General features: G+C 67.1%; 16 protein-coding genes and 1 tRNA gene. 11 read left to right on the plus strand and 6 right to left on the minus strand.

Going from position 1 to position 18,550, the window contains the following annotated elements; translation table 11 throughout:
* The first annotated feature begins 22 nt into the window (after positions 1-22).
* The 3 genes from AC07X5_RS20660 (at position 23) to AC07X5_RS20670 (ending at position 2,985) form a co-directional block, all read left to right on the plus strand.
* Positions 23-829, plus strand: coding sequence for a citryl-CoA lyase (locus AC07X5_RS20660; protein WP_494771644.1), 807 nt, complete (start codon positions 23-25; stop codon positions 827-829).
* Positions 826-1,782, plus strand: a complete 957-nt coding sequence (locus AC07X5_RS20665; protein ID WP_494771645.1) for a Bug family tripartite tricarboxylate transporter substrate binding protein — start codon at positions 826-828, stop codon at positions 1,780-1,782. Before AC07X5_RS20660 ends, AC07X5_RS20665 begins: the two co-directional genes overlap by 4 nt.
* Before the next feature lie 219 nt (positions 1,783-2,001).
* On the plus strand, positions 2,002-2,985 hold the full coding sequence (locus AC07X5_RS20670) for a Bug family tripartite tricarboxylate transporter substrate binding protein (RefSeq protein ID WP_494771646.1): 984 nt from the start codon (positions 2,002-2,004) through the stop codon (positions 2,983-2,985).
* Positions 2,986-2,989: 4 nt separating this feature from the next.
* On the opposite strand, the gene AC07X5_RS20675 is transcribed toward AC07X5_RS20670, so the two are convergent.
* Entirely contained in the window at positions 2,990-3,139 is a 150-nt protein-coding gene (locus AC07X5_RS20675; RefSeq protein WP_494771647.1) for a hypothetical protein, read from the minus strand.
* Positions 3,140-3,271: 132 nt separating this feature from the next.
* Positions 3,272-5,728, minus strand: coding sequence for a UvrD-helicase domain-containing protein (locus tag AC07X5_RS20680; protein ID WP_494771648.1), 2,457 nt, complete (start codon positions 5,726-5,728; stop codon positions 3,272-3,274).
* 31 nt (positions 5,729-5,759) lie between these two features.
* Here AC07X5_RS20680 and AC07X5_RS20685 point away from each other — a divergent pair, with 31 nt between their 5' ends.
* Both AC07X5_RS20685 and AC07X5_RS20690 read left to right on the plus strand, forming a co-directional pair.
* On the plus strand, positions 5,760-6,476 hold the full coding sequence (locus AC07X5_RS20685; protein WP_494771649.1) for a hypothetical protein: 717 nt from the start codon (positions 5,760-5,762) through the stop codon (positions 6,474-6,476).
* A gap of 226 nt (positions 6,477-6,702) precedes the next feature.
* Complete coding sequence (locus AC07X5_RS20690) at positions 6,703-7,680, plus strand: GMP reductase (protein WP_494771650.1); 978 nt, start codon at positions 6,703-6,705, stop codon at positions 7,678-7,680.
* Between the two features lie 23 nt (positions 7,681-7,703).
* Here AC07X5_RS20690 and AC07X5_RS20695 read toward each other — a convergent pair whose 3' ends face one another.
* Positions 7,704-8,600: an alpha/beta hydrolase gene (locus AC07X5_RS20695; RefSeq protein WP_494771651.1), complete on the minus strand. Its 897-nt coding sequence runs from the start codon at positions 8,598-8,600 to the stop codon at positions 7,704-7,706.
* A 125-nt stretch (positions 8,601-8,725) separates the two neighbouring features.
* Between AC07X5_RS20695 and AC07X5_RS20700 the strand changes: the two genes are divergently transcribed.
* From AC07X5_RS20700 to AC07X5_RS20710, 3 genes are all read left to right on the plus strand, one after another.
* Positions 8,726-9,616, plus strand: a complete 891-nt coding sequence (locus AC07X5_RS20700) for an NAD(P)-dependent oxidoreductase (protein ID WP_494771652.1) — start codon at positions 8,726-8,728, stop codon at positions 9,614-9,616.
* Positions 9,617-9,724: 108 nt separating this feature from the next.
* Positions 9,725-9,800: transfer RNA gene (locus AC07X5_RS20705), tRNA-Lys, on the plus strand.
* Positions 9,801-10,036: 236 nt separating this feature from the next.
* A complete protein-coding gene (locus AC07X5_RS20710; RefSeq protein ID WP_494771653.1) occupies positions 10,037-11,269 on the plus strand; it encodes a multidrug effflux MFS transporter in 1,233 nt (410 codons plus the stop codon).
* Positions 11,270-11,299: 30 nt separating this feature from the next.
* On the opposite strand, the gene AC07X5_RS20715 is transcribed toward AC07X5_RS20710, so the two are convergent.
* The 3 genes from AC07X5_RS20715 to orn all read right to left on the minus strand — a co-directional run bounded on the left by AC07X5_RS20715 (position 11,300) and on the right by orn (position 15,769).
* Positions 11,300-12,769 (minus strand): sensor domain-containing diguanylate cyclase, encoded by a 1,470-nt coding sequence (locus AC07X5_RS20715; RefSeq protein WP_494771654.1) that lies wholly within the window; start codon positions 12,767-12,769, stop codon positions 11,300-11,302.
* Positions 12,770-12,922: 153 nt separating this feature from the next.
* The gene (locus AC07X5_RS20720) at positions 12,923-14,845 is read right to left on the minus strand and encodes a DEAD/DEAH box helicase (RefSeq protein WP_494771655.1); all 1,923 of its coding nucleotides are present in this window, start codon (positions 14,843-14,845) and stop codon (positions 12,923-12,925) included.
* A 336-nt stretch (positions 14,846-15,181) separates the two neighbouring features.
* A complete protein-coding gene (gene orn, locus AC07X5_RS20725; RefSeq protein WP_409958112.1) occupies positions 15,182-15,769 on the minus strand; it encodes an oligoribonuclease in 588 nt (195 codons plus the stop codon).
* 37 nt (positions 15,770-15,806) lie between these two features.
* On the opposite strand from orn, the gene AC07X5_RS20730 reads away from it, so the two are divergent.
* From AC07X5_RS20730 to rsgA, 3 genes are read left to right on the plus strand one after another with little or no spacing between them, the layout of a single operon-like run.
* Positions 15,807-17,120 (plus strand): M48 family metallopeptidase, encoded by a 1,314-nt coding sequence (locus tag AC07X5_RS20730; protein ID WP_494771656.1) that lies wholly within the window; start codon positions 15,807-15,809, stop codon positions 17,118-17,120.
* Entirely contained in the window at positions 17,117-17,470 is a 354-nt protein-coding gene (locus AC07X5_RS20735; protein WP_494771657.1) for a 4a-hydroxytetrahydrobiopterin dehydratase, read from the plus strand. Before AC07X5_RS20730 ends, AC07X5_RS20735 begins: the two co-directional genes overlap by 4 nt.
* Positions 17,471-17,482: 12 nt before the next feature.
* Positions 17,483-18,427, plus strand: coding sequence for a ribosome small subunit-dependent GTPase A (gene rsgA / locus AC07X5_RS20740; RefSeq protein ID WP_494771658.1), 945 nt, complete (start codon positions 17,483-17,485; stop codon positions 18,425-18,427).
* Positions 18,428-18,550 lie beyond the last annotated feature (123 nt).

Genomic DNA, 18,550 nt, shown 5'->3' on the forward strand with positions numbered 1-18,550 from the left:
ACAAAAAACAAGAGACAACACAATGAAGATCGGAAAATCCACCGTCCCGCGCACCGCCATCTGCACCTCGGACGAGCACACCATCGTCGTGCGCGGCCAGGACCTGTGCCAGGACCTGATCGGCCATATGTCGTTCGCCGACTATTTCTTTTTGCTGCTCACAGGGCGCAAGCCCGACGCGGCCTGCAGCGCGGTGCTCAACGCCACGCTGGTGGCGATTGCCGAGCACGGCCTGGTGCCCAGCGTGCAGGCCAGCCGCATGACCTTTGCGGCGGCGCCCGACGCATTGCAGGGCGCGGTGGCGGCCGGCATCCTGGGCTGCGGCTCGGTGATCCTGGGCGCCTCGGAAACGGCGGGTCGCCTGTTCGCCGACGTGGCGGCACGGGTCGATGCCGGTGCCACGCTCGATGAGGCTGCCACGGCGGTCATCACCGAACTCAAGGCCGCGCGCCGCGCCATCCCCGGCTACGGTCACCCCCTGCACAAGGAGGTGGACCCGCGCGTGGGCCGGCTCATCGCCGTGGCCACCGAGGCCGGGGCCGACCTGCGCTACGTGCAGATCGCCCAGGCGCTGGAGAAGGTGATCCCGGGCATCGTAGGCAAGGAGCTGCGCCTGAACGTCTCGGCCGCCATCCCGGCGGTGCTGATGGGCGTGGGCTTTCCCGTGGCCTCGCTGCGCGGCGTGCCCATCCTGGCGCGCACGGCGGGGCTGATCGCCCACCTGGCCGAAGAGGCCGAGACGCCGAGCGGCTTCGCCCTCTCCTACCAGGCCACACGCGAACTGCAGTACGACGGCCAGGTGCCCGAAGGCTTCGGGGGTGCGGCATGACGAAGCGCCGCCAGATCCTCGCCGCCACCGTCCTGGCCCTGCTGGCGGGCAGTGCCGCAGCCCAAAGCGCTGGCCGCCCCATCAAGATGGTGGTGCCCTTTGCTGCCGGCACCTCGACCGACATCGTGGGCCGGGTACTGGCCGAAGCCCTGGGCCGCCAGCTCGGGCAGACGGTGGTCGTGGAGAACAGGCCCGGCGCGGGCGGCACCATCGGCAGTGAAATGGTGGCCCGTGCAGGCGCCGACGCGAACACCCTGCTCATGGGCACCGTGGGCACGCACGCCATCAACCCCACGCTGTACAAAAAGCTGCCCTACCAGCCGGTGCGCGACTTCGTGCCCCTGGGCTTTGCGGGCGCCACGCCCACCCTGCTGGTGGTGCCGGCCAGCGCGCCCTGGAAAAGTGTGGCCGACCTGCGCCAGGCCAGCGGCAAGGCGGTGAGCTTCGCTTCGGCGGGCAACGGCACCTCGGGCCATCTGGCGGGCGAGACGCTGAACATCCGCCTGGCCAAGGACTTCGTGCACGTGCCCTACCGCGACGGGGCGCAGGCGCTCACCGAGCTGATGGGCGGCAACGTGCAGTTCATGTTCTACCACCCGGCCGCCGTGCTGCCGCACATCCGCGCGGGCAAGCTGCGCGCGCTGGGCGCATCGAGCGCCAAGCGCAGCGCTGCGGCCCCGGATGTGCCGACACTGGCAGAGCAGGGCGTGGCGGACTTCGACCTGGTGGCCTGGTTCATGCTGTATGCGCCCGCCTCCATGCCGGCCGCGCAGCGCGACCAACTGCGCGATGCGACGCAGGCCGTACTTGCCCAGGCCGAGGTGCGCGACAAGCTCGCGGCACAGGGCATTGAGTCCGCAGCCATGAACGCGGCGGAAATGGCCACCTTCGGCACGGCCGAAATCGCCAAATGGGGCGAGGCCGTGAAACGCTCCGGCGCCCAGGTGGATTAAGCCCCGCAGCAAGCCATGAACACTGACCCCACAGCCCGCCCGGATCGGCGGCGGCTCTGGCGCAGCCATGCCCGGTCCGAAAGGAGTGACGCCATCGATTGACCTAGGGACGGAGCTATCCACACGACGCAGTGCGCGCCATGGCGGCGAGGCACCGCCGATATTCCAAGCAAGCAACCACACAAGCGGGCACGAATGACCCGCAACAGGAGACAAGCAATGCGCAGAACGATGATGATCAAGACGCTGCTGGGCCTGGCCAGCGGCATGCTGCTGGCCACCAGTGCCGGCACCGCCCTGGCCCAGGGGGCAGAGTGGCCGAACAAGCCCATCAAGATCCTGGTGGGCTTTGCGCCCGGCACGCCGCCGGACATCTTTGCCCGCATGTACGGCGACTACGTGGGCAAGAAGCTGGGCGTGCCGGTGGTGATCGACAACCGGCCCGGCTCTGCAGGCAACCTGGCCTCGGACACGGTGGCCAAGGCGCCGGCCGATGGCTACACCTTCGTGTACAACCTGTCCACGGCCTTCACCATCAACCCCTACATCTACAGCAAGCTGCCCTTCGACCCCGACAAGGACCTGGTGCCCGTGGCCACCACCATGCGCCAGGGCTTGGTGCTGATCGCCACCAACAAGTTCCCGGCCAAGACCGTCAAGGACATGGTGGCGGCGGCCAAGGCCAAGCCGGGTACCTACTCGCATGCATCCTACGGCGCGGGCAGCCCTTCGCAGCTGATCGTGGAATCGCTCAAGGACGAAGTGGGCATCGACATGCTGCACGTTCCCTACCGCGCCAGCCCGATTGCCGACCTGGTGGGCGGCCAGGTGGACACGCTGATGGAGCCCATCGCCACCGGCTACCAGCTCATCAGCAGCGGCAAGGTGCAGGCGCTCGCCTATTCGGGCCCCACACGCCACCCGGCGCTGCCCGATGTGCCCACGCTGTCCGAGGTGATGCCCGGCTTCTCCATGATGTCCTGGCACGGCATCTGGGCACCCGCGGCCACGCCCCAGCCCATCCTCACCCGTTTCAACGCGCTGATGGTGGAGGCCAGCAAGGACCCGGACCTGTCACGCCGCATCAAGGAGCTGCACAGCGAGCCCCTGGGCGTGACGCGCACCGAGATGGCCGCCATGGTGCGCCGCGATGCGGAGATCTACAGCCGCGTGGTCAAGGCGCGCAACATCAAGGTCGATTGATCGCTCACTGCTGGGATGGCACAGCAGCAGCGGCGGGCGGCGCCTCCTGGGCCTTGGGCTTGGGCACCTTGTCGCAGCCGGCCAGGGCCACGAGCGCCAGCACACAGGCGGCGGCCACGGCCGCGCGGGACAGGGGAGACGGATGGAACAGCATGGGCGGGGACCTCCCTGGCCGTCGGGACGGAGGGCATGCGCCGGACGGCACGGCGCAGCCCTTTAGGGCCTCCATTCTTGCGCCCCAGGGCCGGCGCTGTCTGTAAGAAAGGGCGCCAAGAAAGCGCTCCCGTCAATCGACGATGGTGAGCTTGGCCACCGACAGCGCCAGCCACTTGGTGCCGTGGCGCGGGAAGCTGATCTGCGCGCGCGCATCGTCGCCCGTGCCTTCGAGTGCCAGCACCTTGCCCTCGCCGAACTTGGTGTGGAACACCGCGAGCCCCACCCGCAGGCCATGCGATGGCGGCGCCTTCTGCACCGGCACCGGCGGGCTGGCGAAGTGCTCGCTACGCACGGCGCCATAGCCGCTGCGGTCGCGCTGGGCAAACGGGTTGCCGCCGCCCGCGTTGGGCGCATAGCTGCCAAAGCCCTGCTGCTTGGGCGTGATCCACTTGAGCGCGGCCTCGGGCAGCTCGTCGAAGAAGCGGCTCTTGATGTTGTAGCGTGTCTGGCCGTGCAGCAGGCGCGTCTGCGAATGGCTCAGGTACAGGCGCTTGCGCGCGCGGGTGATGGCCACGTACATCAGGCGGCGCTCTTCCTCCAGGCCCTCGCGCTCGTTGGCCGAGTTCTCGTGCGGGAACAGGCCCTCCTCCATGCCGCCGATGAAGACGCCGTCGAACTCCAGTCCCTTGCTGGCATGCACGGTCATCAGCTGCACGGCGTCCTGCCCGGCCTGGGCCTGGTTGTCGCCGGCCTCCAGCGCCGCGTGGGTCAGAAAGGCGGCCAGCGGCGACAGCGTCTCGCCCGTGTCGGCATCGACGATGCCGGCCACGGCGGGCAGGGCTTCGTCGGTCACCGGGACATTCGGGTCCAGGCCCTGGCTGGCGGGGCTTTGCGTGAGGCGGTCGTTGCGCAGCTCGTCCACGGGCAGGGCCACGGCGTCGCGGCCAAAGCCCTCCTGCGTGACGAAGCTCTCGGCCGCGTTGACCAGTTCCTCCAGGTTCTCGATGCGGTCGGCGCCTTCCTTCTCGGTGCGGAAATGCTCCACCAGGCCCGAGGTCTGCAGCATGGCCTCGATGATCTTGCGCAGGTTCATGCCCTCGGTCTGCTCGCGCAGCACGTCGACCATGGCGACGAAGGCCGAGAGGTTGGCCCCCGCCTTGCCGGGCACGGCGCTCACGCCGTCGTGCAGCGAGCAGCCCGCGGCGCGTGCGGCGTCCTGCAGCACCTCGATGCTGCGCGCACCGATGCCGCGCGGCGGGAAGTTGACCACGCGCAGAAAGCTCGTGTCGTCGTGCGGGTTCTCCAAGAGGCGCAGGTAGGCCAGCGCGTGCTTGATTTCCGCGCGCTCGAAAAAGCGCAGGCCGCCGTACACGCGGTAGGGCACGCTGGCGTTGAACAGGGCCGACTCGATCACCCGGCTCTGCGCATTGCTGCGGTAGAGCACGGCGATCTCCTTGCGCTCGAAGCCATCGCTCCTGACCAGTTGCATGATCTCGTCCACCATCCACTGGGCCTCGGCCAGGTCGGTGGTGGCCTCGTACACACGCACCGGCTCGCCTGGCCCCTGCGTGGTGCGCAGGTTCTTGCCCAGGCGGCGGCTGTTGTGGCTGATGAGGGCGTTGGCCGAGTCGAGGATGTTGCTGTAGCTGCGGTAGTTCTGCTCCAGCTTGATCTGCTGGCGCACGTCGAATTCGCGCACGAAGTCGGCCATGTTGCCCACGCGCGCGCCGCGGAAGGCGTAGATGCTCTGGTCGTCGTCGCCCACGGCGATCACGCTGCCGCGCGCCTCGAAGCGCCCGCCCACGTCGTTGCCCGCCAGCTGCTTGAGCCAGGCGTACTGCAGCTTGTTGGTGTCCTGGAACTCGTCCACCAGGATGTGCGCAAAGCGGCGCTGGTAGTGCTCGCGGATGGCGTCGTGGTCGCGCAGCAGCTCGTAGCTGCGCAGCATCAGCTCGCCGAAGTCGACCACGCCCTCGCGCTGGCACTGCTCTTCATACAGCTGGTAGATCTCGACCTTCTTGCGGCCATCGCTGTCATGGGCCTGCACGTCGCCCGGGCGCATGCCCTCTTCCTTGCATCCGGCGATGAAGTACACCAGTTGCTTGGGCGGAAAACGTTCCTCGTCCACGTTGTGCTGCTTGCACAGGCGCTTGACGGCCGAGAGCTGGTCCTGTGTGTCCAGGATCTGGAACGACTGCGGCAGGCCGGCGGGCTTGTGGTGCGCGCGCAGCAGCCGGTTGCACAGGCCGTGGAAAGTGCCGATCCACATGCCGCGCACGTTCACGGGCAGCATGGCCGACAGGCGGGCCACCATTTCCTTGGCGGCCTTGTTGGTGAAGGTGACGGCCAGGATGCCACCGGGCGTGGCATAGCCGTTCTGCAGCAGCCAGGCGATGCGCGTGGTGAGCACCCGTGTCTTGCCCGAACCGGCACCGGCCAGGATCAGCGCATGCCCTGCCGGCAGGGTGACGGCGGCAAGCTGCTCGGGGTTCAGATTCGCCAGCAAGGGCGATGCGGCGGAAGGGGCTGCGGGCGCAGGGGGCACCAGGGGCTCGGGCGCACCCGGAAACAGGTCTTGTGGGAACATGGGGGCATTGTAGAAAGCGCAAGCACCTGCCATGAAAAACATTGCCCTTGCCGCAGCCATGCTGCTGGCCCTGCACGCCCCCCACCTCGCAGCCCAGTCGAGCTGCAGCAGCGATGGCGTGGCCCGCCCCACTGCCCTGTTCGAGCGCTTCGTGAGTGCCGACTGCGAAAGCTGCTGGGCCGACAAGGCCACGCCCGCCCCCAAGGCGCCCGGCACCGTGGTGCTGGACTGGATCGTGCCCGGCAGCCAGGGCGAGGATGCCCCGCTCTCGGCCGCCGCCACGCGCGATGCCCTGGCACGGCTGGCCGCGCTGGGCCGCACCGCCCCGACGGCGACCGACGTGAACACCGCCCCCGTACAGGGCGTGCAGGGCAGCCGGCTGCGCGTGTCGCACGGGCCGGCCTTCAACGACTACGTGGGCGCGTCCATCGCCTTCTCGCCGGTGCCTGCGCGCGGGGCGGCTCCTGCCGCCGGGCCCGATGCGGGCGGTTTCTACCTGCTGCTGGTGGAGTCCATCCCTGTGGGCACCGATGGCTCGCCCGTGGCCCGCAACCTGGTGCGCAACGTCTACCAGCGCTCCCTCGACAACCCGCACACCCTGTCCAAGGGCGAGCGCTCGGGCTGGCGCGACTCGCGCCCGATCTACATCCCCGAAGGCACCAAGACCGACCGCCTGCACCTGGTCGGCTGGGTGCAGGACAAGGATGGCCGCATCATCGACGCGGCGCAATCGCGCTGCGTGCCATAGGCCAGGCCCTATTGGAGGGATAACAGTAGGGATATACCGCCGCTGGCTGGGGCGGGTAGAATCAATCACCGGGCCCAAGTTTCTTGAAGCCCGGTTTTTTTGTGCCTGCGCATTGCAGGGTTCGCGGCGGCCAGCACGGTCGCAGCCATGAAGCCGGTCTCCAGGCCAAGCGCCCACCGCAGCAAAAATCCTTTTGCTGCGTCCTTTGATGGAGCTTGGAAATCTCATGGAAATCTTCGACTACGACAATGTTCTCTTGCTGCCGCGCAAGTGCCGGGTGGAAAGCCGCTCGGAATGCGATGCCGGCGTGGAGCTGGGCGGGCGCACCTTCCGCCTGCCGGTCGTGCCCGCCAACATGAAGACGGTGGTGGACGAGAGCATCTGCACCTGGATGGCGCAGAACGGCTACTTCTACGTCATGCACCGCTTCGACCTGGACAACGTGCAGTTCGTGCGCGACATGCACGCCAAGGGCTGCTATGCCTCGATCTCGCTGGGCGTGAAGCAGCCCGACTACGACACCGTGGACCAACTGGCCGCCGCGGGCATCACGCCCGAGTACGTGACCATCGACATCGCGCACGGCCATGCCGACAGCGTGAAGAACATGATCGGCTACCTCAAGTCCAAGCTGCCCACGGCCTTCGTGATCGCCGGCAACGTGGCCACGCCCGAGGCGGTGATCGACCTGGAAAACTGGGGTGCCGACGCCACCAAGGTGGGCGTGGGCCCGGGCAAGGTCTGCATCACCAAGCTCAAGACCGGCTTCGGCACCGGTGGCTGGCAGCTCTCGGCGCTCAAGTGGTGCGCGCGCGTGGCCACCAAGCCCATCATTGCCGATGGCGGCATCCGCAGCCATGGCGACATCGCCAAGAGCATCCGCTTCGGCGCCAGCATGGTCATGATCGGCTCGCTCTTCGCCGGGCACGAGGAATCGCCCGGCAACACCGTGGAGGTGGACGGCGCGCTGTTCAAGGAGTACTACGGCTCGGCCAGCGACTTCAACAAGGGCGAGTACAAGCACGTGGAAGGCAAGCGCATCCTCGAACCCATCAAGGGCAAGCTGGCGGGCACCCTGGTCGAGATGGAACAGGACGTGCAAAGCTCCATCAGCTACGCCGGCGGCAAGAAGCTGATGGACATCCGCAAGGTGAACTACGTGATCCTGGGCGGCGACAACGCGGGCGAGCACCTGCTGATGTAAGCCCGCAGGGGCCCGAAGGAGCGTCAGGCCCTCAGCAGGATGAGGGCCATGTGGTGCACATCGTGCCCGGGTTTGGCCAGCGCATCGACGATGCTGAAGTGGTTCAGCCCCTCTTGCACCTGGCAGCGCGGCACGGCGTGCGAGCCCCAGGCGTCCTGCACCAGGCGCGCCTGGCGGATGAATTCCGGGCTTTCATCGGCGCCCACCGCGCAGTACAGCATGCCCTGGCCGGGCGCCTGCAGTCGCGCCGGGCTGTACTGCAGCACCTGCTGCTCGGTGAGCTTGAGCGTTTCCTGCAGGAAGGGCGTGTGCATCAGCGGATCGAGGTCGTGCAGGCCCGAGATGGACAAGGCGTTGCGCACCGCGCCGTCGGGCAAGTTGCCGATCAGGGGCCAGACGCTGGTGAGCAGCATGGCCGCCAGTTGCCCGCCGGCCGAGTGGCCCGCCACCGTGATGCGGTGCGGATCGCCACCATAGCGCCCAATGTTCTGCCAGATCCAGGCGATGGCCTTTTCCATCTGCCGCATGATCTGGGGGATGCCGACCGGCGCCTCGGGCGTGCCGGGGCACAGCGCATAGTTGACCACCACCACGCAGACACCCTCGCGGTTGAACGCCGGCGCGATGAAGGAGTGGTCGGACTTGTCGAGCGCGCGCCAGTAGCCGCCATGGATGAAGACCAGCACCGGAGCCCCCTTGCCCGACCCGGGCGGCAACTGGGTGGTGGGAAACACGTCCAGGGTCTCGCGCGGGCCCTTGCCGTAGGCCAGGTCGGGTACGCAGGGATGCTCGGCCCGCACCTGGGCCGACTCCTTGGCCCAGCGCGCGAAATAGTTCACATGCTCGGGCACCAGGGCCCGGTTGTTGTACATCAGCTCGAGCCAGGCGGGGTCGTGCGGCGTTTGGGTGTCCAGGGCCATGGGTATGTCTCCTCTCGCGCCACATCATCCCGGCAAGTGGCATCGACTGCAAGCCCGATGACAGGCTGGCGCAGCGAAAAGCGCCGATGATGGAGGCCGAGACATCCGCACCAGGAGACAGACCCATGAACAACAACACCCCTCCCCTGCGCACCGCCGTCCTGGGCATCGGCATGATGGGCGCCCCCATGGCGCGCCGGCTGCGCACCGCCGGCCACGAAGTCCATGCCTGGAACCGCACGCGCGAGGCGGCCGAACCACTCACCGCCAGCGGCATCACCGTCCATTCCGACGTGCGCGACGCCGTGGCCGGTGCGGACGTGGTGATCAGCCTGCTGGCCAACGGCCCCGTGGTGGGCCATGTGTTGTTCGAACTGGGCGCGGCGCAGGCCCTGCGCCGGGACGCGCTGTTCATCGACATGGCCTCCATCCAGCCGCGCGAGGCGCGCGACCATGCGGCACGCCTGGGCGAGATGGGCATCGCCCACCTGGACGCCCCGGTCTCCGGCGGTACCGTGGGCGCCGAGAGCGGCACCCTGGCCATCATGGCCGGGGGCCGGCCGGAGGACTTCGCGCGCGCCCAGCCCATCTTCGACGCCTTCGGGCGCGCCACGCATGTGGGCCCGCATGGCGCCGGCCAACTCGCCAAGCTGGCCAACCAGATGATCGTGGGCATCACCATCGGCGCCGTGGCCGAGGCGCTGCTGTTTGCCGCCAAGGGTGGCGCCGACATGGCCAAGGTGCGCGAGGCCATCAGCGGCGGCTTTGCCGACAGCCGCATCCTGCAGTTGCACGGCCAGCGCATGGTGGAGCGCAACTTCGCGCCCCAGGGCCGCATGACCGTGCAGCTCAAGGACATGCGCAACGCCCTGGCGACCGCAGGGGAGATCGGCTTCGACGCACCCGTCACCGCCCTGTTCGAGGCGTTGTATGCCGAGGGCGTGGAGCATGGCCTGGGCGAGCTGGACCACAGCGCGCTGTTCATCGAGCTGGCCAGTCGCAACGCGATGCAGTGAGTGAACGGATGAAAAAAGAAGAAATTTTTGACCGGATTTGCCAACACCCCAAAAACTAGTGCATAATTCGAGGCTCTGCAGCGATGCAGACAGATCACTAAAAGATTTGGGTTCTTAGCTCAGTTGGTAGAGCAGCGGACTCTTAATCCGTAGGTCGAGTGTTCGAGTCACTCAGGACCCACCAAATCTACGCCGCAAGGCACGAGGCGCCGATGCTATCCGAACAGGAGCATCGGCTTTCTTGTTTTTGCCCCCTGCAGTGCGCGCCATCCACAGATGCCCAATCAGCCCCAACCTGGTGCAGGCGTTGCGCCGGGGCGCGCGGCATCCCGCATAATCGACGGCAGGGCCCACCACGCCAGGCCTCATTTCCGCCCACCTGCGGCGCACCCCACGACCCCCCGGCCCTCCCCTCTTCGCATGAACCCACAAGCCCATCTGCTCTGGAAAGCGCCCCGCTGGGCATTGGCGGTGCTGCTGGCGGTGCTGGGGATGCTGGGGCCGTTCTCCATCGACACCTACATCCCCGCGTTCTCGGGCATTGCCGCGGCACTGGGCGCAACGCCGGTGCAGATGCAGCAGACGCTGTCGGCCTACCTGTTCGGTTTTGCCTTCATGAGCCTGTTCCACGGCGCCCTGGCCGACAGCTTCGGGCGCCGGCCGGTGATCCTCTGGGGCATCGCGGTGTTCACGCTGGCCTCAGCCGGCTGCGCACTGTCGCAGACCATCGGGCAGCTGGTGTTCTTCCGTGCACTGCAGGGGCTGTCCACCGGTGCCGGCATCGTGGTCTCGCGCGCCGTGATCCGCGACATGTTCCCGCCCGCCCAGGCGCAGAAGGTGATGAGCCAGGTCACCATCTACTTCGGCGTGGCCCCGGCGATCGCGCCCATCATCGGCGGCTGGCTGTTCGTGCACACCGGCTGGCACAGCATCTTCTGGTTCCTGACCCTGGTGGGCGTGGCGCTGTGGACGGCCAACTACCGGCTGCTGCCCGAGACGCTGCACATCGAGCACCGCCAGCCCTTCAACATGCGCCACCTGCTGCAGGGCTATGTGCAGCTGGGTTCGAGCGCACGCTTCGTGCTGCTGGCACTGGCCAGCGGCGTGCCCTTCAATGGCATGTTCCTGTACGTGCTGTCGGCACCTGCCTTCCTCGGCGACCACCTGGGCCTGGCCCCCACGCAGTTCTTCTGGTTCTTCATCCTGACCATCTCGGGCATCATGGGCGGTGCCTGGCTCAGCGGCCGCCTGGCCGGGCGCATTCCGCCCAAACGGCAGATCCGCCACGGCTTTCTCATCATGTTCACGGTGGCCGTGCTCAATCTGGCGGCCAACCTGCTGTTCCCGCCCCATGCCTGGTGGGCGCTGCTGCCGATCGCCGTTTTCTCGTTCGGCTGGGCACTGATGGTGCCGGTGGTGACGCTGCTGGTGCTGGATCTGCACCCCGAACGCCGGGGCATGGCCTCGTCCATGCAGGCCTTCGTGGGCTCCACGGCAAACGGGCTGGTGGCTGGCGTGATCGCCCCGCTGGTGATGCACTCCACCCTCTGGCTGGCGCTGTCTTCACTGCTGATGCTGTGCATCGGCCTGGTGTCGTGGATCTACCTGCACCATCGTTGGCCCGACATCGGCAGAACACCCGCCAATCTCTGAGCGACGCCGCCGCGGCCAGCGGCGCCGGCATCAGGAGCCTGATTGCCGGCGGTCGTGGTCCCTTTGCTGGTAGTAGCGGTTCTTTTCCGCATACATCGCCTGGTCGGCGCGGTTGATGGTGGCCTCCACCGCATCGCCAGACTGGCAACTGGCGATGCCCATGGCCAGGCTCAGGTGCTGGCCGGGGTAGAACTGGTTGTTCAGCTCCAGCATGGAGATGATGCGCTCCTGCAGCGCCAGGGCCCCGCGCTCGTCGGTGCCCGGCAACAGCACGGTGAACTCGTCGCCGCCGATGCGCGCGGCGCAGGCTGGCGCATCCACCGCCTTGGCCAGCACCTCGCCGACCCGGCGCAGCATGGAGTCGCCGGCTGCGTGGCCCTGCTCGTCGTTGACCACCTTGAGGCCGTTCAGGTCGATGGCGATCACCGACAGCGGCCAGGGGCCCTTGCGCGTGAGGCGGTTGAGCTCTTCGGCATAGAAGGCACGGTTGCGCAGCTGGGTCAGCACGTCGTGCTTGCCCAGGTATTCGAGGTAGGCCTCGGCCTTCTTGCGCGCGGTGATGTCCACCAGCGACAGCAGCACCAGGCCCCAGTCGTGCCGGTGGCTGTCGAGCACCGAGAACTGCATGTGGATGTTCACCGCATCGCCCGAGAGCGAGTAGTTGGTCACCTCGCGCTGCTGAAAGGTCTTGCCCTCCCACAGGTCCTGCAGCTGCTCGCCGAAGGATTCGTGCATCTCGCCGCGGAACACCCGGCCGATGTTGTTGAGCAGCATGTCCTTGCTGGAGGCGCCGAACATGCGCAGGGTCTGCTGGTTCACGTCGATGACGCGGATCTCCTGCATGCAGCGGCCCACGAAATCGGGGTGCACCTTGAGGAAGGTCTTGAAGTCGCCGATGCCCTGGGCACGCACGCCATCGAGCAGGTTCTTGACGGCGCTGAAGTCCTCGACCCATAGCGACACGGGCGAATGCTCGAACAGGTCGCGCGCGTACTGCTCGCCGCGCTGGATGCGGCGCGCATCGTTGAACTGCGCGGTGTTGTCTTCCAGCGAGACCAGCACGCGACTCCAGTCGTGCTCGTGGCCCGGCAGGATGCGCGCGCGCACCTGCACGTCCAGGCGCCGGCCATCGAGCGCATAGTTCACCGTCTGGTTGGAGAACTCCAGTTGCCCATCCCACAACTGCGCCAGCTCGTGCGATGCCGTGTCGTGCCGGTCGTCGCGAAAGACCTTGTCGAGGTTGGCGACCAGGTGCTCCAGGCTGTCGGCGGAGAACAGCTCCAGCGTGCGGCGGTTGACCTGCAGCACGCGCAGCGAGGCACTGCACTGGCGCAGGCGGGCCCGGTCCTGGGCCAGGTGGGCACGGATATCGGTCACCCCTTCCGCGCGCCAGCCGTCGAACAGTTGCTTGAGCTCGCTGAAGTCCTCAAGCCACAACGACACGGGGGTCAGCTCGAACATGTGCTCGTAATCGGCCCCCGAGGATAGAGATGACACCACGACAAATTCCTCCGTGGGCAATTATTGACGACACGGCCCCGGAAATCAGGCCCGCCGCGACATCCCGGCGCAAAAAAGGGCTGGCACCTTGCGGTGCCAGCCCTTTGGTGAAGCCCGCCGGGGGCGGGTTTCATTCAGCAGGAGGATCTGCAATCAGCGTGCGGGACGGGCGGGACGCTTGCGTGCATCGTGGGCCACAAAGGGCTTGCCGCCGCCAGCGCCGGCTGGCTTGGAGAACGCGGGCTTGCGCGGAGCGAAGTCGCCACGCGGTGCGCCGGCGTCGGCACGGGGGGCGAAGCGGCCCTGGCCGGCATCGCCGAAGCCTGGCTTGCGGCCATAGCCTTCGGCATCGCGGCGCGGAGCGCCACCACCGAAACCACGGTCTTCACGGGGAGCGCCATAGCCGCCACCGCCGTTGCCACCCTGGTAGCCACCGTCACGGCCGCCGCCGGGGAAGCCGCCGCGGTTGTTGTTGTCACTGCCACGGCCGGCGAAACCGCCACCAAAGCCGCCACCGAAACCACCGCGGTCATTGCCACGCGCAGGGCCATTGAAGCGGCCGCGCGATGGGTTTTCACGGTTGTCGTACGAGCGGCCTGGGCCGCCACGGCCACCGCCGAAGTCGCCACCACGTGGCGCCTGGGGCGCACGCTGGGTGGGCTCCATGCCGGCAACGACTTCCGACTTGAACTGCTGGCGGCTGTAGGCTTCGATGTCGTAGATCTTGCGGCGGTCACGGAACTCGGCGAACGTCACGGCCAGGCCGTCGCGGCCGGCACGGCCAGTGCGGCCGATGCGGTGGGTGTAGTCCTCGGCCTTCATGGGCAGGCCGAAGTTGAACACGTGGGTGATCGTGGGCACATCGATGCCGCGTGCAGCCACGTCGGTCGCCACCAGGATCTGCACCTGGCCAGCGCGCAGCGCCATCAGGCGGCGGTTGCGCAGGCCCTGGCTCAGGGCGCCATGCAGTGCCACGGCCGAGAAGCCTTCCTGCTGCAGGTCATTGGCCAGGCCGTCGCACTCCACCTGGGTGCTGGCGAAAACGATGGCCTGGTTGATCGTGGTGTCACGCAGCCAGTGGTCCAGCAGCTTGCGCTTGTGCTGGGCGTTGTCGGCCCAGTACAGCACCTGCTTGATGTTGGCGTGCTTCTCTTGCGGAGAGTCGATGGTCACCTTCTGCACCGACGAACCGCCATCGTGCATCACGCGCATGGCCAGTTGCTGGATGCGGGGCGCGAAGGTGGCGCTGAACATCATGGTCTGCTTGCGCTGGGCGGTCAGTTGGTTCAGTTCGGCCAGGTCGTCCGAGAAGCCCAGGTCGAGCATGCGGTCGGCTTCGTCGACAACCAGGAACTGCACCTTGTCGAGCTTGATCTGCATCGAGCGCTGCAGGTCCAGCAGGCGGCCGGGGGTGGCAACCACCAGGTCTGCGTTCTGCAGCTTGGCGATCTGCAGTTGGTAAGGCATGCCGCCCACCACGTTGGCCACGCGCAGGCCACGGCAGTGCTTGACCAGGTCGATGGCGTCGTGCGCCACCTGCTGGGCCAGTTCACGCGTGGGGCACAGGATCAGGGCGCCGGGCGTGGCGGCCTTGAAGTTGCGCGAGCTGGTGGGGTCCTTGCGCTTGGCGCGCTTGGGGGCGGGCTCGCCACGCTCGGCGGCCTCGGCCACGGCGCGCTCGAAAGCAGCGCGCTCTTCGGCTTCGGCTGCGGCCTGCTGGTTGATCAGCGTGTGCAGCACGGGCAGCAGGAAGGCTGCGGTCTTGCCCGAGCCGGTCTGGCTGGAGACCATCAGGTCAATGAAATGCTTGGCATCGGCGCCAGCACCCATGGCCAGGGGAATGGCCTTGAGCTGAACGCTGGTGGGCTGGGTGTAACCCAGGTCGGCCACGGCCTGGACGAGTTCGGGTGTCAGGCCCAGTTCCACGAAGCCATTGGGCTCGGCAGTCACGGCGGCGTCGGCTTCAGCGGCAACGGCCACTGCAGCGTCCAGGGCGGAGGACTGCACGGAAATGTCGGCAGCAAAGGAAGTATCGGCAGGCGCGAATTCGCCCTGCACCAAAGAGGTGTCGGTCATGATTTTTTCTCTCACGAAGACGGTCGCGGGCGCTGCCCGTGATTGGCTTCGTCAAATGGTTAAAAAACATCAACCATCAAACGAAACCTGCGCTGGCGTCAGAGGCCAAGGCGGGTGGGCGTTATTCGCCAGTCCTGCACTGTCGAAGGACAGTCGGCTGGCAAGCCCGGTGTGTGAGGGGAGATGCACAATCTGCGAGGGCATTCCCGCGCAGCCAGCGATTATTGCACGGATCAGGGTTTCCCCGCAATACCCTTCAACTTTCAAACTGGTGGTGCCCACTGCCACCTGCCGCCTGGCGGCGTCACCGGGCGCGGCGGGGCGGCTTCAGGTGGCTTACTTCGCCCCCACCGACAGCAGGTGCTCACGGTAGTGGGCCAATTCGTCGATGGACTCGTGCACATCGGCCAGGGCGGTGTGCTTTTGCGCCTTCTTGAAGCTGGTGTAGGCCTCGGGCTTCCAGCGCTTGGCCAGCTCCTTCAAGGTGCTGACGTCCACGTTGCGGTAGTGGAAGAACTTTTCCAGCTTGGGCATGTAGCGCACCAGAAAGCGCCGGTCCTGCCCGATGCTGTTGCCGCACATGGGCGCCGTGCCCTTGGGCACGTACTGGCTGAGGAAGGCGATGATCTGCGCTTCAGCCTCCTCCTCCGTGGTGGTGGATGCCTTGACCTTGTCGATCAGCCCGCTGCGGCCATGGGTGCCCTTGTTCCAGGCGTCCATGCCATTGAGCAATGCATCCGACTGATGGATGGCGAACACCGGTCCTTCCACCCGAAGGTCCAGGTTCGGGCTGGTCACGACCACGGCAATCTCCAGCAAACGGTCGGTATCGGGCTCCAGGCCGGTCATTTCGCAATCGAGCCAAACCAGGTTCTGGTCCGATTTGGCGAGCTTTACGGGGGTGGGGTTGTTGGCTTCTGACATGGCCGGCATTGTCTCCTATGACCTAAACTCGCCGCACATGCCCACCTCCGAAGACTTTTCCCCCTCGATGCTGCTCACCCTGGGCTTTGCGGCCGCCCTGCTCATCGGCCTGGCGCTTAGGCTGTGGCTGGCCAGCCGGCAGATCCGCCACGTGGCGCGCCACCGCGCCAGCGTGCCGGCGGCCTTTGCCCAGCGCATTCCCCTGGCCGCACACCAGAAGGCGGCCGACTACACCATCACCAAGGCCCGCCTGGGCATGCTGGAGATGGCGCTCGGCGCCGCGGTGCTGATGGGCTGGACCCTGCTCGGCGGCCTGGATGCGCTGAACCAGGCGCTGCTGTCCCTGCTGGGTGGCGGCGGCATGTGGCAGCAACTGGCGCTGCTGGCAGCCTTTGCGGCCATCAGCGGGCTCATCGACCTGCCGCTGTCGCTGTACCAGACCTTCGCGGTGGAAGAGCGCTTCGGCTTCAACAAGATGACCTGGCGCCTGTGGCTGGCCGACGCGTTCAAGGGCCTGCTGGTGGGCGGCGCCATCGGGCTGCCCATCGTGGCGCTGATCCTGTGGCTCATGGGCGCGGCCGGCCCCCTGTGGTGGCTGTGGGCCTGGTGCTTCTGGATGGGCTTCAACCTGCTCCTGATGGTGGTCTACCCGACCTTCATCGCACCGCTGTTCAACAAGTTCCAGCCGCTGGAGGACGAGTCGCTCAAGCAGCGCGTGACGGCGCTCATGCAGCGCTGCGGCTTCTCGGCCAAGGGGCTGTTCGTGATGGACGGTAGCCGCCGCAGCGCGCATGCGAATGCTTATTTCACGGGCTTTGGCGCGGCCAAGCGGGTGGTGTTCTTCGACACGCTGCTGCGCCAGCTGGCGCCCGGCGAAGTGGAGGCCGTGCTGGCCCACGAACTGGGCCACTTCAAGCACCGCCACATCGTGCAGCGCATCGTGGCCATGTTCGCCATGAGCCTGGTGGGCTTCGCGCTGCTGGGCTGGCTGTCCAACCAGGTGTGGTTCTACACCGGCCTGGGCGTGCGGCCCAACCTCTCGCTCGACGCGGGCGTGGCAGCCGCGCCCAACGATGCGCTGGCCCTGCTGCTGTTCATGCTGGCCGTGCCGGTGTTCACCTTCTTCATTTCGCCGCTGTTCGCGCGCCAGTCGCGCCGCCACGAATTCCAGGCCGATGCCTACGCCGTGGCCCAGGCCAGCGGTGCCGACCTGTCCTCGGCCCTGCTCAAGCTGTACGAGGACAACGCCTCCACGCTGACACCGGACCCGGTCTACGTGAAGTTCTACTACTCGCACCCGCCTGCCACCGAGCGCCTGGCGCGCATGCACACCCCGGCACCCGCCCCATGACTTCGCCCTCTTCTTCCTCCATGCTCCCCAAAAAAGACTGGTCGGCCATCACGCGCCGCGCACTGACTGCCACCGAGGTGGTCACCCAATTGGCCAAGGTCGAGGGCTGGAGCCTGGCTGGCGATGGCGCCGACGTGGCCATCGAGAAGACTTACCACTTCGCCAACTACTACGAGACCATCTCGTTCGTGAACGCCGTGGCCTTCGTGGCGAATGCGCAAGACCACCACCCCGATCTGTCGGTGCACTACAACCGCTGCGTGGTGCGGCTGAACACCCACGACGTCAAGGGCATCTCGAGCACCGACTTCGAGTGCGCCGCCCGCTTCGACGCACTGGTCGCCCTGTGAGGCAACAACACCATGGCTGAGCGCAGCGCCCTCATGCAAGGCACGGTGGTCGCCAGCCACGGGCGCCACTGCATGGTCGAGACCCCCGATGGCGAGCGCCGCATCTGCCATCCCCGGGGCAAGAAGAGCCAGGCCGTGGTGGGCGACCACGTGCTCTGGCAGGCCCCCCCGCCCGGCCAGGGCGAGGAAGGCACCATCGAGAAGGTCCAGGAGCGGCGCAACCTGTTCTACCGCCAGGACGAGATCCGCACCAAGTCCTTCGCGGCCAACCTGGACCAGGTGCTGATCCTGATCGCGGCAGAGCCCGTGTTTTCCGAGAGCCAGCTCTCGCGCGCCCTGATCGCCGCCGAGGCGGCGCAGATCACCCCCATCATCGCGCTCAACAAGAGCGACCTGGTGGAGCCCTTCGCCCGCGCCTGGGAGCGCCTGCTGCCCTACCGCCACATGGGCGGGGGCCAGCACTATGGCGTGCTGCCGCTGTCGCTGCGCCTGTCGAGCGAGGTGGACCGGGCCCTGCTCATGCAGCACCTCCAGGGCAAGACCACGCTGGTGCTGGGCCCCTCGGGCTCGGGCAAGAGCACGCTGATCAACCTGCTGGTGCCGGGCGCCATGGTGCTCACAGGCGAGATCTCCCAGGCCCTGAATTCGGGCAAGCACACCACGACCAGCACGCACTGGTACTGGATGGACAAGGAGCGCACCACGGCGCTGATCGACTCGCCGGGTTTCCAGGAATTCGGCCTGCACCACATTGCGCCGATGCAGCTGGCGGCCTGCATGCCGGACATCGCAGCGCATGCCACGGACTGCAAGTTCTACAACTGCACGCACCTGCATGAGCCGGGGTGCGGGGTGATCGATGCGGTCAAGCGCGGGCCTGCAAACGATGGGATCAGTGAGAGCCGGTACCGGATCTATGGGGATCTGTTTGCTGAGTTGAGCCATACGCGGTATTGAAGTTTCGGCTTCTTTGGCGATGGTTGCTTCTGTTGGAAGTTGAGGTCGGAGGCCGGGTCTCGGCCCGGCGGCCGAGGTACCTTTCTTTGCGTCGCCAAAGAAACGTACCCCAAAGAAAGGCGA

Source organism: Acidovorax sp. GW458-11-26-14-TSB4 (genome assembly GCF_059423865.1).